Annotated in this window: 12 protein-coding genes; 7 read left to right on the top strand and 5 right to left on the bottom strand. The window is 67.1% G+C overall.

Annotated elements, in window-relative coordinates; translation table 11 throughout:
* Positions 1-120: 120 nt before the first annotated feature.
* Together FV227_RS12965 and FV227_RS12960 are read right to left on the bottom strand one after the other, a co-directional pair.
* On the bottom strand, positions 121-450 hold the full coding sequence (locus tag FV227_RS12965; RefSeq protein WP_147859096.1) for a hypothetical protein: 330 nt from the start codon (positions 448-450) through the stop codon (positions 121-123).
* An 80-nt stretch (positions 451-530) separates the two neighbouring features.
* Positions 531-1616 (bottom strand): two pore domain potassium channel family protein, encoded by a 1086-nt coding sequence (locus tag FV227_RS12960; protein ID WP_147859095.1) that lies wholly within the window; start codon positions 1614-1616, stop codon positions 531-533.
* 559 nt (positions 1617-2175) lie between these two features.
* On the opposite strand from FV227_RS12960, the gene FV227_RS12950 reads away from it, so the two are divergent.
* The 5 genes from FV227_RS12950 to FV227_RS12930 all read left to right on the top strand — a co-directional run bounded on the left by FV227_RS12950 (position 2176) and on the right by FV227_RS12930 (position 7527).
* A complete protein-coding gene (locus FV227_RS12950; RefSeq protein WP_147859094.1) occupies positions 2176-3330 on the top strand; it encodes a peptidoglycan-binding domain-containing protein in 1155 nt (384 codons plus the stop codon).
* A 778-nt stretch (positions 3331-4108) separates the two neighbouring features.
* Positions 4109-4492, top strand: coding sequence for a hypothetical protein (locus tag FV227_RS29000; RefSeq protein ID WP_187274783.1), 384 nt, complete (start codon positions 4109-4111; stop codon positions 4490-4492).
* 14 nt (positions 4493-4506) lie between these two features.
* Positions 4507-5676 carry a zinc-dependent alcohol dehydrogenase gene (locus tag FV227_RS12940; protein WP_147859093.1) on the top strand — a complete coding sequence of 390 codons (1170 nt, stop codon included), beginning with the start codon at positions 4507-4509 and terminating at the stop codon, positions 5674-5676.
* A 57-nt stretch (positions 5677-5733) separates the two neighbouring features.
* On the top strand, positions 5734-6909 hold the full coding sequence (locus FV227_RS12935) for a zinc-dependent alcohol dehydrogenase (RefSeq protein ID WP_147859092.1): 1176 nt from the start codon (positions 5734-5736) through the stop codon (positions 6907-6909).
* A 27-nt stretch (positions 6910-6936) separates the two neighbouring features.
* Positions 6937-7527, top strand: a complete 591-nt coding sequence (locus FV227_RS12930; protein WP_147726126.1) for a hypothetical protein — start codon at positions 6937-6939, stop codon at positions 7525-7527.
* 70 nt (positions 7528-7597) lie between these two features.
* Here FV227_RS12930 and FV227_RS29825 read toward each other — a convergent pair whose 3' ends face one another.
* A complete protein-coding gene (locus FV227_RS29825; RefSeq protein ID WP_246686464.1) occupies positions 7598-7903 on the bottom strand; it encodes a hypothetical protein in 306 nt (101 codons plus the stop codon).
* 18 nt (positions 7904-7921) lie between these two features.
* Between FV227_RS29825 and FV227_RS29820 the strand changes: the two genes are divergently transcribed.
* Complete coding sequence (locus FV227_RS29820; protein WP_246687854.1) at positions 7922-8158, top strand: hypothetical protein; 237 nt, start codon at positions 7922-7924, stop codon at positions 8156-8158.
* A 590-nt stretch (positions 8159-8748) separates the two neighbouring features.
* On the opposite strand, the gene FV227_RS12920 is transcribed toward FV227_RS29820, so the two are convergent.
* Positions 8749-11553: a PAS domain-containing protein gene (locus FV227_RS12920; protein ID WP_187274782.1), complete on the bottom strand. Its 2805-nt coding sequence runs from the start codon at positions 11551-11553 to the stop codon at positions 8749-8751.
* A 722-nt stretch (positions 11554-12275) separates the two neighbouring features.
* Positions 12276-13214: a pirin family protein gene (locus tag FV227_RS12910; protein ID WP_147859089.1), complete on the bottom strand. Its 939-nt coding sequence runs from the start codon at positions 13212-13214 to the stop codon at positions 12276-12278.
* 124 nt (positions 13215-13338) lie between these two features.
* Here FV227_RS12910 and FV227_RS12905 point away from each other — a divergent pair, with 124 nt between their 5' ends.
* Positions 13339-14259 (top strand): LysR family transcriptional regulator, encoded by a 921-nt coding sequence (locus FV227_RS12905; RefSeq protein ID WP_147726120.1) that lies wholly within the window; start codon positions 13339-13341, stop codon positions 14257-14259.
* Positions 14260-14280 lie beyond the last annotated feature (21 nt).

The following is a 14280-nucleotide window of genomic DNA, read 5'->3' as shown; positions in this document are numbered from 1 at the left end:
TAGACTTCCACGGCAAACATCCTGGGCCCCTCCCGAAAGAGAAGCCTCTCCACTGGCCGGCTTTTACCCCGGCCGCATCAGCACCCCGCCGACGCTCCAGTGGATGGTTTTGTCACCGCCCTACACACCGGGGAGGAGAAAGGAGACGATTTGGCGGCGGCCGGACATGCGCCGCTTGTGACGGCATGCGAACCCGTCGAGGATGACGAGCGCGTGGTCAGCGACGCATCCCTGATCGAGCAGCATCGTGTGCCGTTCCACCGGCCGGGCATAACCGATCAGCCCGTCGATCGCCGCCAGATCCTGCAGCGTGAGGGGGATGAGACCCGCGAGCCTGCTGGCGAAGGTGCAGGGGCCGCTGTCATGTTCCTCCTCGCGCGAATGCCGCGGCACACGAGCCGCCGGAGTTACGACGGGATCGAACGAGGTGATTTGGGCGAGGATATTCATCGGGCTTCCTTCGGAACGGCCGGCCCTACCCTCCCGCTGCCTCGGCGAAGGCACATCCGGCCACACCCTTAGGGCGTTTCCTATCCGTGTGCCGCGATGTCCGTGGGGCGGTAGGCCATCGCAAGGGCGAGCCGCGCGATGTGCGGGGACCATCGTGCGCGCAGTTCGAGGTAGGCGTCAGCAGCCGTCTCGTCCCGAACGACCGCGATGCCTCCTCTGGCGAGCCGGGCGGCCGACCTCTCCCAATCGGCACGCCACCGTCGACGCTCGACGCTGCTTGTCGGGATCGCCTCGGGGAGATCGCTTGCAAGAAAGGCTGTCTCGAGCGTGACGACCAGCATCCGGGCGACCCGCCACAGCGCCTCGACCGCCGCAGCCTCCTTCAGCCAAGATGCGTTCTCGTCCGCGAGCGTGCTCCGGATCAACGATACCGCGTCCAGCACGAGATGGGCCTGGGCCGAGACCGAGTAGTACGGCTGCCGGAACCGGAAGTAGAACAGCACCGGATAGAAGTGGTGCGCCTCCTTCATCGCGCCCATCGCCCCGCCGAGCGCCACGAGATGGCTGTAGCCGGCGCTGATCTGCCCGCACGGCCCGAGCCGCGCCAGCATCTCGCCCGCGTCGGACGTCTCCCCCGACAGGAGGTGAAGCTGCAGCCCGAGCGCGTTGCGTTCTCGAAGGGCACCGTAGACCTGCATGACGTAAGTCAGGACCAGCGAGGTCACCGACATCCCGACCAGGGAATTCGCCAGATAGACGAGGCGATAGGCGTCGGTCGTCGGCCGGAAGTCGCTGGCGCCGACGATCGCGATGCTGCTGCCCCCCGCATAGAGCGCGGCGACGAGGTTGGTCGGCGTCGGGCCGCTGCTCGCCTGGACTCCAGTGCCGAGCCCAGGGTGGATGATGAGGCCCGCACCGAGGGTCAGGCCGCCGGCCCAGAGCAGGACGTAGAGCACGAGGATGGTCGGCCCACAGAAGGACAGCACGATGCCGCGTTGCGGGCCGGCCGCCTCCGCGACGCGGCGCAGGACGCGCCACGCGAGATGCGCGGCCCGCTCGGCGAGCAGCCCGGTGCCGATGCGGGCGTAGAGAACGGTGAGGAAGACGTCGAGGAGGACGATCCCCATCACGACGGCGCCGGCCGTGCCTTCGAGGACGGGGAGCATGCGCGAACCTTTCGGGCCGCCCTGCGTGGCGAGGACGCCGTTCCCATCGCGAATCGGGGGCTGCCGGCGTCGTTCCGCGGATACGTCCTTAGGACGATGCCTATCGCGGCTGCGTCGGCGCCCGGAGATCGGGGCTCGGGCTTGCGGGTGCCCCCTGCCGAGGGCCGGACGGGGCGTCCCGCCGATAGTGCCTGTCGACGGCGGTCCAGAAGGCGATCTTCAGCTCGGGACACCGCCGCTCGAGCACACCCTCGATGGCCGCCCGAGCCTCGCGTGCGCAGGCATCCGTGTCGGCTTGGAAATGCCCGTCGCTCACGTCGATCCTCCGCGTCGAGGGCGGCGGGGCCACCCCTGCAGCCGGCAGTGTGACGTGCCTCGCCTCGCAGGACGATCCGGGCACTCCCTTAGGGACCTTTCGGACACGGCCCTCGCGTGCCCCGCCGTCGTACCCCTCCATCCCGAGAAACCTGCCAGCATCGGAGGTTCCCTAGGGGATCGTCCGCAGGAACGGGGCGTGGCCGCCCTGGTTCGTCCCTACGTCCATGAAAGGAGGTTCATCATGGTGCTGAAGCATCTCTTTCTCACGACGACTGTCCTCGCCGCCGTGGCGGGCGGCCATGCTCAGGCTCAACAATCCGCGGTCAGCAACCAGCGCGTGGCCCAGGACCAGCAGGATGGTCAGGGCACGCAGATCTACGTCAGCTCGGCGGGCGTGCGGCAGGTCCAGCAGGCGTTGACCCAGAAGGGCTACAGCACGGGCACCGTGGATGGCCGTTGGAACCCGCAGACCGCCTCGGCGGCGCGAAGCTTCCAGCAGGCGCAGAACATGGAGCCGACCGGGTCCCTTACCATCCCGCTCGTCTATGGTCTCGGCCTGGAGCAGGACATCATCCTCGGCAACGCCGGTGGACGCAACGGCCAGGGCGGCGGCCAGGCCGGCGACCAGGGAACCAAGCAGGTCGACAATCAGCGCATCGTGGTCGAGCGCGCCGACAGCCGCGGGACGCCGCTCCATGTCAGCCCGGCCGGCGTCAGGCAGATCCAGCAGGCGCTGAACCAGCAGGGCTGGAACACCGGGCAGGTGGACGGCCGATGGGGGCCGGCGACCGTGCAGGCCGCGCGCAGCTACCAGCAGTCGCAGGGGCTGGAGCCGACGGGACGGCTCGAAGTCGGCCTGATCGCCGCCCTCGGCCTGACCGACCCGATCTTCTCGGCCGGGCATGGCACGGGCCCGCAGGCCGCCGGCGCGGCGCGCCCGCAGCCGAGCCAAGCGTCCGGGCCGGGAGGTGATCGGCAGGTCGACAACCAGCGCATCGCCCTGGAGCGTGCGGACAGCGCCGGCGAGCCGCTCTGGATGAATTCCGACGGCGTGCGCCAGATCCAGCAGGTGCTGAACCTGCGCGGCTACGCGGCCGGCCACCTCGACGGCAACTGGAACAACGACACGACCATCGCCGCGACCCACTTCCAGCAGGCGCAGGGGCTCGAGCCGACCGGCACGCTGACCACGAACCTGCTCGCCTCGGTCGGGATGCCGAACTGGCAGCGCGGCGAGTTCCTGGCCGGCATGACGGCCAACGCGAACGCCCCGGGTAATCCCAACCCGCAGACGACCGGATCGACCTCTCAGGCAGGGGGCGCCGGAACTCCGACGCGGGCCAATTCTGCCGGGCAGGGCAGCGGCCAAACGCAAGACGCGTCGGGCACGCGCTAGCGTAGCTCTGCCCAAAGGTTCCCTCCGATCACCGTCGATCACCGGCCCGGAATTCAGACCGGGCCGGTACTCCCGAGAATTTTGGGAGCGTGCCGCCTCAACGTCGATCTCGGGCGTGATGTGGCCTCAACCCCTCACGGGCCAAGGCGCTTCGCCCGACCCGCCGTCCGCATCGGGATCGCGGTGCGACATGGTTCGGGATGGGGCGCTCGGAAACAGAAACGAGTGGCCGGAACCGTCTCCGCTGCGTAGGGCCGCAAGTTTTTTCGTAGCGGGCACCACGATCGTTCCGCCCAATATTCGATTCATCTTCAACATGTCCAGGTTCGACAAGCTTTGATCAAGATAAACAACGCTTATCTGCGACCCAGCAACCATTCGACCCGCGATATGGGGTCGTTCCCCGCTTTCGAGGTGCGCCATGACCTATGGGCAGGATGGATTCTCCCGACGGGAGCGGGGCGAGCGGGCAGCGCGTACGCACGCGGCGGAGGACCCGTGGTTGGGACCCAGCCGTCGGCAACGCCGACAGGATGCGTCCGGCGGTCTTTCCACCCCGGGCCTCATCGGGCTTGCCCTCGCGGCCGCGGCCGGCGTCGCCGCGATCGGCGTGCTCGGTGCGCAGCGGAGCGCGTCCGGCGGACGAACCGGAGGCGATCCGAACCGAGGGTCCGCAGCTTGGCGAAAACCGGAGATCGAGCGCTCGATCACGATCGAGGATGTTCCCGCCGATGAATTGTACCGCCGTTTGCGCGAGCCCGAGACCTTGCAGCGGATCATGGCGCCCTTTGCGACGGTCGAGACCACGGGCGACGGACAGACGCGGTGGAGCGTTGGGCACGATCTCGGCTCCTGGGACATGCGCCTGACGGACGACCGGCCCGGCGAAGCCCTCCGCTGGGAGGCACAAGGCGACGATGCCCTGATCCGGGACGTGTCGGTGCGCTTCCGCGCCGCCGGCAACCGCGGCACGGTGGTGGCTCTGCACGTCAGCCTCGATCCGCCCGGCGGCATGCTCGGCCGGATCGCCACCCAGATGCTCGGCGACACCCTTCCGGCGTCGCTGGCGAGCAAGTCGCTCCACTACTTCAAAGCCCTCGTCCAGACCGGCGAGATCCCGACCACCGAGCGTCAGCCCGCGGCTCGACCCGACCCTCGCTGAGCAGGAGCCTTTTCATGCGCGCACTCATCTGGAACGGCGTCAACGACCTGCGTGTGGAGACCGTCAAGGATCCCGAGATCGTCAATCCGCACGACTGCATCCTGCGGGTCACCATGTCGACCACCTGCGGCTCCGACCTGCATTTCATCGACGGCTACATCCCGACCATGAAAGCCGGCGACGTGATCGGTCACGAGTTCATGGGCGTGGTCGAGGAGATCGGACCCGAGGTGAAGAAGGTCAAAAAGGGCGACCGGGTCGTGGTACCGTCGTTCATCACCTGCGGCCAATGCTGGTATTGCAAGAACAAGCTTTTTTCGTTGTGCGACAACACCCATCCCAAACCGGAACTGCAGGAGCCCGTCTTTGGGTACCCGACCGCGGGCATCTACGGCTACACGCACGCATTCGGCGGCTATGCCGGGGCGCACGCCCAGTACGTGTGCGTCCCCTTCGCCGACAACGACTGCTTCAAGGCGCCGGATGGCCTCCCGGACGAGCAGGTGCTGTTCCTCTCCGATGCCGCTCCGACCGGCTACATGGGAGCGGATTTCTGCAACATCCAGCGCGGCGACGTGGTGGCGGTCTGGGGCTGCGGCGGCGTCGGGCTGATGGCGCAGAGGAGCGCCTTCCTGATGGGGGCCGAACGGGTGATCGGGATCGACCGCCTGCCTGAGCGGCTCCGGATGGCGCGCGAGCATGTCGGCTCCGATACCATCAACTACGAGGACGTCGACAGCGTCCTGGAGGTGCTCAGGGAGATGACCGGAGGCCGCGGACCCGATGCCTGCATCGACGCCGTCGGCATGGAGGCGCACGGGACCGGCCTGCAATACGCCTACGACCGCGCCAAGCAACTCATCCACATGCACACGGATCGCGGCCAGGCGCTGCGCGAGGCGATCCTGGCCTGCCGGAAAGGCGGAACCCTCTCGATCCTGGGGGTCTACGGGGTGATGGACAAGTTCCCGGTCGGCGCGATCATGAACAAGGGTCTCACGGTTCGCACGGCCCAGCAGCACGGGCAGGCCTACATGGATCGTCTGCTTGCCCACGCCCAGAAGGGCGAGCTGAACCCGTCGTTCCTGGCGACGCACCGCTTCTCGCTCGAAGATGCGCCGCGCGGCTACGCCATGTTCAAACACAAGAAGGACGGCTGCGTCCGCTCCGTGTTCGTTCCCTGACGGCGCCTTTGCTGCACATCAGACCTCGACACCATAGCATTTGCACGGGAGCGAACCATGCGAGCCCTCGTCTGGCACGGGAAAGAAGACATTCGCTGCGACAGCGTCACCGATCCGGAGATCGAAGCGGATCGCGATCTGATCGTCAAAGTCACGAGCTGCGCGATCTGCGGATCGGATCTGCATCTGTTTCACAACTTCATCCCCGCCATGCTCCCGGGCGACGTCATGGGTCATGAGACGATGGGCGAGGTCGTGGAGACCGGGCGCGGCCTCAACGGCAAGCTGAAGAAAGGCGACCGGGTGGTGGTACCTTTCACCATCGTCTGCGGCGAGTGCGATCAGTGCAAGCGCGGGTACTTTTCCGTCTGCCAGAAAAGCAACCGTAAGAAGCACCTCGCCGACAAGGTCTTCGGCCACACCACGGCGGGCTTGTTCGGCTACTCGCACCTCACCGGCGGCTATCCCGGAGGTCAGGCCGAGTACCTGCGCGTGCCCTTCGCCGATACGACCGTCCAGAAGGTGCCTCACGGCATTCCCGACGAGAAGCTGCTCTTCCTCTCGGACATCTTCCCAACCGGTTGGCAGGCGGCCGTGCAGGCCGACATCCAGCCCACCGACACCGTGGCGATCTGGGGGTGCGGACCGGTCGGCCAGATGACGATCCGCTCCGCCATCCTGCTCGGCGCCGAGCAGGTGGTCGCCATCGACCGCCTGCCGGAGCGTCTGGAGATGGCCGAGGCGGGGGGCGCGATCACCATCAATTTCGAGGAGGAGGACGTCGTCGAGCGGCTGAATGCGCTGACCGGCGGCGAGGGCCCTGAGAAGTGCATCGACTGCATCGGCATGGAAAGCCACCTCAGCCCCAGCATGCCGGATACCGTCTACGACCGAGCCAAGCAGGTCTTCATGGCGGAAAGCGATCGACCGCACGTCCTGCGCGAGATGATCTACGTGTGCCGGCCCGGCGGCCTGATCTCGATCCCGGGCGTCTACGGCGGCCTGTCGGACAAGATCCCGATGGGCGCGGCGATGAACAAGGGTTTGACGTTCCGGATGGGGCAGACGCACGTCCAACGCTGGACCGCGGATCTCCTGCGCCGGATCGAGGAGGAGCAGATCGACCCCTCCTTCGTCATCACCCACGAGGTCTCCCTCGACAAGGGACCCGAGATGTACCGGACGTTCCGGGACAAGCAGGACAGCTGCATCAAGGTCGTTCTCAAACCCTGACATCCAGCGAGATAGGCCATGAAGACCATGACAAGCATCGCGCGCCTCACGAACATCACGCGATCCGAGGGCGATCCGAAGGTCATACGCTCCGGGCCGAGCTCGCGCGGCATACCCGACAGCCTTGCCAAAGGGCTCGGCTGGTTCAGCCTCGGCCTCGGCCTGACCGAGCTCCTGGCGCCGCAGCGCATCACGCGCCCGCTCGGCATGGAGGGCAAGGAGGCTTTGGTGCGCGCCTACGGCGTCCGGGAGATCGGCAGCGGCATCCTCTCGCTGTCGGTCGACAAGAAGCTTGGGCTCTGGAGCCGAGTCGCCGGTGACGGCCTTGATATCGCGACCGCGCTGACGGTGCTTCGGCCGGACAACCCGAAGCGCGACAACGTCGTCGTCGCTCTGGCGCTGCTGCTCGGCATCACCGCAATCGACCTGATCGACGCCCAAGCCACCACCGTGCTGCACGACCGCAGATCGGGTCGTCGGCGATCCTACCGGGACCGCAGCGGCTTTCCGCGCGGGGTCGCGGCGTCCCGCGGTGCGGCCCGAGATTTCAAGACGCCGCCCGACCTGCGGCACGCTCCACCCCTCGCCGCCGTCTCCCCGCGTACGTCCGCCGCTTGAGGCAGCTCTGCCTCGGCCGGACCTCAGCGAGGAGGTCGGTCGCTCAGGTGAACCTCGGCTGCCCCTCGGCTCAGTTCAGCCGTGCTTGATCCGTGATCCGCGAGGCGAGAGCCTGCCCGACCCTGAACAATGCCTTGCGGACGTCAGGCAGGGCGGCCTTGCAGCCCTCGGCCTCGATGAGCGAATGCGCGATGATCAGGTGGTCGGCGATCCGGTCGAGGGCATCGACCGGCGTCATTGCCGGATGAGGCCCGAGCGGCCTGACTTGCTCGACGTTGCCGTAGGCTGCGATCGTGTCCGTCGCCCCTTCGGCGAGGGCGGTGATCGTCCCGACGTAGCCGATGAAGGCGTTCCCATAGATCCCGAATGAGGGCACCCCACCGGCACCGACCCATTGCGGCGCGCCATTCGCCTTCAGAAGGCGATAGCGAATGCTGAATTCGGCGGCGTGCTGCGTCGCTTTGCAGAAGATTTTCTCAACAATCCTCTGATCGTCCTGGTGAACTTTGGAAAGACATCCTTTCCCCAGCGCATCAACGCCGGCCTGACCGGTCCAATTCGTCCACTCGGCACTCGTATAGATACAATGTCCTGCAGCATTTGTTATAAAAATTATTTCGCCAATTCATAACAAGACGATCAGAATCGATAGGTTGCGTGCGAATGGAGAGCGCCATCCCACCTGCTTCATGTGGCAGGGAAGCCCCTACTGTCGCTAGAATTCCGACGCAAATCAACCGCGGGAGGCGATGATCAATGCTGACGAAGCGCTCGGCGGGCGGCTCGCAGCAACTCGCGAAACCTTTGGTGCGTCCGCCGATCTGTTCGCTCGCCGGGACGATGCGTCCGGGTCGAGCTCGGCCGAAGGTTCGTTCGCGCGCGTAGCGGTCTTCCGGCTGCGGCTGCCGCGGGCCGTGCGTGGCGGACGTCGCGTGCCTGGGCGGGTGCGTTCTCGACAGCGTCGACCATTTGAGCCACCGCAACGAGAGGGGCGCCGCTCCCTGCTGTGGCGGGAACAGGACATGCCGGATCGCCGTGCGCCTCGCCGATCCGGGCCTACGCCGACCTTGCCACCTGGATGATGGACGGCCCGGCGGCGGATCGGCGACTTTTGCCAACTCGTCTGACCGAGAACAGGGCGAGCAGGCAGGGCGGGGCGAGCCGCTTCGAAGGGTTGGACGAACGCCCTGTCTTGCACCTCGCGCGCGCTGCGAGCTTGAGCTAGCGGCCTATGATGCGCCTGCGCCTCTGCCGAGTGGCCACCTTCCGAAGGAGACGCGAAAGCTGCTCGACCGAGTACGGCTTGTGCAGGAGCTCGAAACCGTAGGTGCCGTTCTGCGCCAGAACGTGGCTGTAGCCGGAGGCAAGTAAAACAGGCATGTCGTGATGCCGACGGCGGATCTCGTGTGCGAGGTCGATCCCGTTCATGCCCGGCATCACCACGTCGGTGAAGACGACGTCGAAGCGGGCAGCGTCTGCGGCCAACTCGGCCAGCGCCTCCTCGGCGTCCGACGCCCAGACGGTGACGTAGCCGAGCTCGGCCAGGGTCTGGGTCGCGAACGTCCCGACATCCACGTTGTCCTCGACCACCAGGACGCAGGTGCCGTGACCATCGACGAGGGGTTCGGGCTCCGTCTCGGGCGAAGGGGGGGCGGCCTTCACCTTCGGCAGGTACAGCACGAACATCGTACCCTGACCGACCGTGCTTTGGACCCGGATCTCGCCGCCGGATTGCTTCGCGAAGCCGAAGACCTGGCTCAGACCGAGGCCCGTTCCCTGCCCGACGCCCTTGGTCGTGAAGAACGGCTCGAAGATGTGCTCGATCCGGTCGGGGGCGATGCCTGCCCCCGTGTCCTCGATGCACACCGCGACGAAGTCGCCCGATACGGCGGGGTGGCTGCGGATCGGTGGGATGGTGGAGACGGGGTGCACCGTGATGGTGAGGGTACCTTCGCCATCCATCGCATCGCGGGCATTGACCGCCATGTTCACCAAGGCCGTGTCGAACTGGCTCGGGTCGGCGTCGATGAAGCACGGCTCGTCCGGGATGTCCGTGACGATCTTGACGCGCGAACCGCTCAGGGTGCCGACCATGTCGCTGATGGTAAGAACGCTCCGGCCGGCATCGAAGACCTCCGGCTTCAATGCCTGCCGGCGCGCGAAGGCGAGGAGCTGACCGGTGAGCTTGGCAGCGCGGGCGACGGTGTCGGAGATCGCGCCGATGTAGCGCTGGCGTCGCTCCTCCGGCAGGTCCGGACGCTTGAGCAGGTCGGTAGACGACTTGATGACGGTGAGGAGATTGTTGAAGTCATGCGCGACGCCGCCGGTGAGCTGGCCGACCGCTTCCATCTTCTGAGCCTGGCGCAACGCCTCCTGGGCGGAGGCAAGCTCCGTCTCGCGCGCCTTGACGATGGTCAGGTCACGACCGACGGCGATGAAGTGCGTCCCGTCGGCCTCGGGCACGACCATCCACTCGAGGGGCTTCCAACTCCCGTCCTTGGTGGCGATGCGGTTCTCGAAGCGAGCCGGCTGCCTCGTTTCCCCCATCCGGGCGAGGCCGTCCAGCGTCCGTTCCATGTCGTCCGGGTGCATGAAGGTCCCGTAGGATCGCGACAGGAGCTCGGCCTCGGACCAGCCGAGCACCCGGGTCCAGGCCGGGCTGACCGCCGACATCATCCCTTCGTAGTTGGCCCGGGCCAGCATGTCCTCGGACAACGTCCAGAGCCTGTCGCGCTCGGCCGTTCGCTCGAAGACCTGCTGCTCGAGGGTGGTGTTCAGAACCTGGAGTTCTTCCTCCATGCGCTTGCGCTCGGAGATGTCGCTGAAGAGCACGGCGACCCGGCGCGCGGCTGGATCACCGACGCGCAGGGCGCGCACGTCGAACCAGCGCCCGAACACGTCGGCCCTGTTCTCGAAATGGGAGGATTCGCCCGTCCGTGCGACGCGCCCATACGTGTCGAACCAATGGCGTTCGAGATCGGGAGCGAACTCGCTGACCCACCGGCCGACCACGTCGGCGCCGGTCTGCCGTTCGAAGGCGGGGTTGGCTTCGAGGATGCGGTAGTCGATGGCCCGGTCCGCATCGTCGAACGTCACCTCGATGATGCAGAACCCGACGTCGATGCTCTCGAACAGGGTGCGGTAGCGGCTCTCGCTTTCGGCCAGGGCGGCCTGCGAACGGATCTGGTCCGAGACCTCGTAGCCGCCGGCGAAGATGCCGGTGACGGCCCCGTCCGCGTCGCGAATGGGCTGGTAGAGGAAGTCGAGGTACCGGTCGCTATCCTCGCCCGCGAACCGGATCGGAACGGCACGGGCCGTGAATGGCTCGCCGGTCGAATACACCAGGTCGAGAAGCTCGTAGAACCCTTGGCCGACCAGTTCCGGAAACACCTCGCGGACATTGCGCCCGATGTAAGCGCGTCGACCCGCGACCGTGACGTAGGCATCGTTGACGTACTCGAAGATATGGCTCGGTTCGCGCAGCACGGCGACGAACCCGGGCATCTGCTGGAGCAAAGCCTGCTGCCGCTGCCGTTCGGAAGCGGCTTGTCGCTCGGCGAGCACTTGGCGGGTCGTCTCGGTGCAGGCGCAGAACAGGCCGAGGACCGCATCATCATCGCCGGGTACAGGAGTGTAGGAGAAGGCGAAGTGCGTTTCTTCCGGGTAGCCGTTGCGGTGGAGGGTGAGCTGCAGGTCGTCCATGTGCACGGGCTCTCCCGCAAACACGCGATCCATCAAAACTCCCACCTCGCCTCGGACTTCAGGCCAAGTCTCGAAGAACGGGCGACCGAGGGCTGTGGGGTGCCTCTCGCCCAGCATGGGCACGTAGGCGTCGTTGTAGACCAGGGTGCGGTCCCCGCTCCAGCAGATGAACATGGGCTGCCGCGAGTTCAGCATCACCCGCACAAGGGTCAGGAGCGGTTGGGGCCAGTGCTCCTGCGGCCCGAGCGATGTGACCGACCAATCGTAGGCACGCATGAGCGCGCCCATGTCGCCGCCGCCGGCGAGAGCCGAAGCAACCACCATCGACTCAGCCCCGTCGCCGACGGAGTGACGCCGGCGCCCCGCGGGCCGTCAGACTGGTGGCCTCGCCCGCGTCCCTGCTGCGCAGGATCCGGATGGCGGTTCGGACGAGGTCGCGGGTCGAGGTGCACGCGCCCTCGGCCACCTGGCTGTCGGCCCGGGCAACAAGCGTTTCCGCAAGGGCGATGTGGCGGGAGTGTTTGGCGGGCATGTCCGCCTTCTACCACACCCGACGCTCGGGTTGTTGCCGTCCCAGGGTCCGATGGCTGCCGCTGATCCGCGAAGGCCGGCACCGGAACGGACCTTCCGACGACGCGGAACGCAAGGCTGCCCTCCTCTCATCCGGGCATGGCCGGGGCCCGATCATCAAAGGCTCGACCTTGCCGCCGCCGTTGCCGGCCCGCGAGCCCATCGCCCGCGAAGGGCCCCCGACGCGCGGCCGGCTCAACACCAGGATGGGCACTCGCCTGCCGGCTTGTGAGAGGCACCCGAGCCGACCGCCTGGGTCGCCGCGCGCGCTTCCGATAAGCGCTCATCCGTCGGCCGTCCGGCTCCTCCGGATTGGGGGGCGAAACGGACCTCGATCCTCGATTCCAGAGAGGATACTCCATCTGCGAACCTCCCGCCGGGCAGATCCACATCCGTACGCCCTGGGAGTCGGCAATCGTCAGGAATCGCGCCAAGCGCGGCCGGCCCGCGAACGGCTGGCCGCACCTGGATCGTCTTCAGGGGTATCGCACCGGCGGAGGTGAGTCGGGCAGCGGGATGAACTCGGAATCGCCCGGGACGGTGTCGAAGCGCGCCTGACGCCAGTCTGCCTTGGCCTGCTCGATCCGCTCGGGCCGTGAGGAAACGAAATTCCACCAGAGGTGGCGCGGCCCATCCATCGGCTCGCCGCCGAGCACCATGAAGCGGGCGCCTTCCGTCGCGCGAACGCTGATCCGGTCGCCGGGCCTGAAGACCAGGAGCTGGCCCGGACCGAAGGTGTCGCCGGCGATCTCGATCACGCCCGACACGGTGTAGATCGCCCGCTCGTCGTAGTTCGGGTCGAGGGGGAGCATCGCCCCAGTGTCCAACGCCGCTTCCGCGTAGACCATCGGGCTCGACGTCCGCACCGGTGATGTGGCTCCGAACGCCTCGCCGGCAATGAGACGGACCGTCTTGCCCTCGCCCGTGAGCGTGGGCAGAGCCGCAGCATCGTAATGCTCGAAGGCGGGTGCACATTCCTCGTCCTTGGCGCTCAAGGCGACCCACGCCTGAATGCCGAACAGGTTCGAGCCGGATTGCCGCAAATCCGCACCCGTGCGCTCGGAATGGGTGATCCCGCGACCGGCGGTCATCCAGTTGAGCTCGCCGGGACGGATCGGCAAAGCGGTGCCCAGGCTGTCCCGGTGCATGATCTCGCCGTCGAAGAGATAGGTGACGGTCGACAGGCCGATATGCGGGTGAGGCCGCACGTCCATGCCCTTGCCGAGAAGGAATTCGGACGGTCCCATCTGGTCGAAGAAGACGAAGGGGCCGACCATCCGGCATTCCGCCGACGGCAAGGCGCGCCGCACCGCGAACGAACCGAGGTCGCGCGAGCGCGGAACGATCAGCGTCTTGATCGCGTCGCAGGTGAAACGATCCCCGGGGATCGGGTCTTCCGCACCGTGCCAGCTCATGATGGATCCCTCCTTCGCTCGATCGTTCGAAGACCGATAGGGACTACGATCGAGGCGTTATGCGGCTTGTCAGCCAAGGCTGAAAGGGAAACGATGGAAACCCATCTTTTCCGGAATCTGCCGCATGCGCTTGCCCGATTTCGAGGCCTGGGCGATCTTCGCCAAGGTCGTGGAGGCCGGCTCCTTCGGTCGCGCCGCCGCCGAGCTTGGGTTGTCAAACGCGACGGTCTCGAAAGCGGTGAGCCGGCTGGAGGCTCGCATCGGCGCCCGCCTGTTCCATCGAACCTCGCGCAAGCTCGCCCTGACGGAGGCAGGGCGGGCAGCCAAGGACGGTGCCGCGCGCATCCTCGCCGAGGGAGAGGCCGCCGAGGCGGAGGCCTCGGCCGGCGCCTCCGAGCCTCAAGGCCTGGTCCGGCTCGCTGTGCCGATGTCGTTCGGCCTGCTCCACGTCACGCCGCGGCTTCCGGACTTCCTCGAGCGGTACCCTGCCGTCTCGATCGACCTGCACCTGAGCGACGCCGTGGTCGACCTGATCGGCGGCGGTTTCGACATCGGACTGCGCATCGCCGCACTGCCGGATTCTTCGTTGCGCGCCCGCAAGCTCTGCGCCGTCCGCCGCTCGCTCGTGGCCACGCCGAGCTACCTGCAACGGCACGGCCGCCCCGCGCACCCGGACGACCTCGTTCGGCATGCCTGCCTCGGCTATGCCCACCTGCCGATGTCCGACCGCTGGCGATTCACGGACCCTGCGGGGAACGAAGCGACCATCGTGCCGAAGGGCCCGATGCGGGCCAACAATGCGGAGGCGCTCGCACCGGCCTTGCGCGCCGGCCTCGGACTGGCGGTGCAGCCGGACTTCATGATCTGGGACGATCTCAAGGCCGGCACCCTGGAGCGCGTTCTGCCCGATTGGGCCCTGCCGCCGATCGCCCTGCACCTCGTCATGCCGCCGGGCGAGTTGCGTCCGGCTCGCGTGACGGCCCTGATCGCCTACCTGGCCCAAACGCTGTCCGCAGCCCCCTGGGCGACCCCCGACCATCCCTGAAACCGACCGACATCGGACAAG

The organism is Methylobacterium sp. WL119, from assembly GCF_008039875.1.
Taxonomy (GTDB): Bacteria; Pseudomonadota; Alphaproteobacteria; order Rhizobiales; family Beijerinckiaceae; genus Methylobacterium.
The sequence above is the reverse complement of the archived record's forward strand: the minus strand, read 5'-3'. Positions and strand labels throughout refer to the sequence as shown.

Coding starts and splice junctions, on each gene's coding strand:
- FV227_RS12965 (WP_147859096.1), bottom strand. CDS start 450: ATGAATATCCTCGCCCAAATCACCTCGTTCGATCCCGTCGTAACTCCG.
- FV227_RS12960 (WP_147859095.1), bottom strand. CDS start 1,616: ATGCTCCCCGTCCTCGAAGGCACGGCCGGCGCCGTCGTGATGGGGATC.
- FV227_RS12950 (WP_147859094.1), top strand. CDS start 2,176: ATGGTGCTGAAGCATCTCTTTCTCACGACGACTGTCCTCGCCGCCGTG.
- FV227_RS29000 (WP_187274783.1), top strand. CDS start 4,109: ATGGCGCCCTTTGCGACGGTCGAGACCACGGGCGACGGACAGACGCGG.
- FV227_RS12940 (WP_147859093.1), top strand. CDS start 4,507: ATGCGCGCACTCATCTGGAACGGCGTCAACGACCTGCGTGTGGAGACC.
- FV227_RS12935 (WP_147859092.1), top strand. CDS start 5,734: ATGCGAGCCCTCGTCTGGCACGGGAAAGAAGACATTCGCTGCGACAGC.
- FV227_RS12930 (WP_147726126.1), top strand. CDS start 6,937: ATGACAAGCATCGCGCGCCTCACGAACATCACGCGATCCGAGGGCGAT.
- FV227_RS12920 (WP_187274782.1), bottom strand. CDS start 11,553: ATGGTGGTTGCTTCGGCTCTCGCCGGCGGCGGCGACATGGGCGCGCTC.
- FV227_RS12910 (WP_147859089.1), bottom strand. CDS start 13,214: ATGAGCTGGCACGGTGCGGAAGACCCGATCCCCGGGGATCGTTTCACC.
- FV227_RS12905 (WP_147726120.1), top strand. CDS start 13,339: ATGCGCTTGCCCGATTTCGAGGCCTGGGCGATCTTCGCCAAGGTCGTG.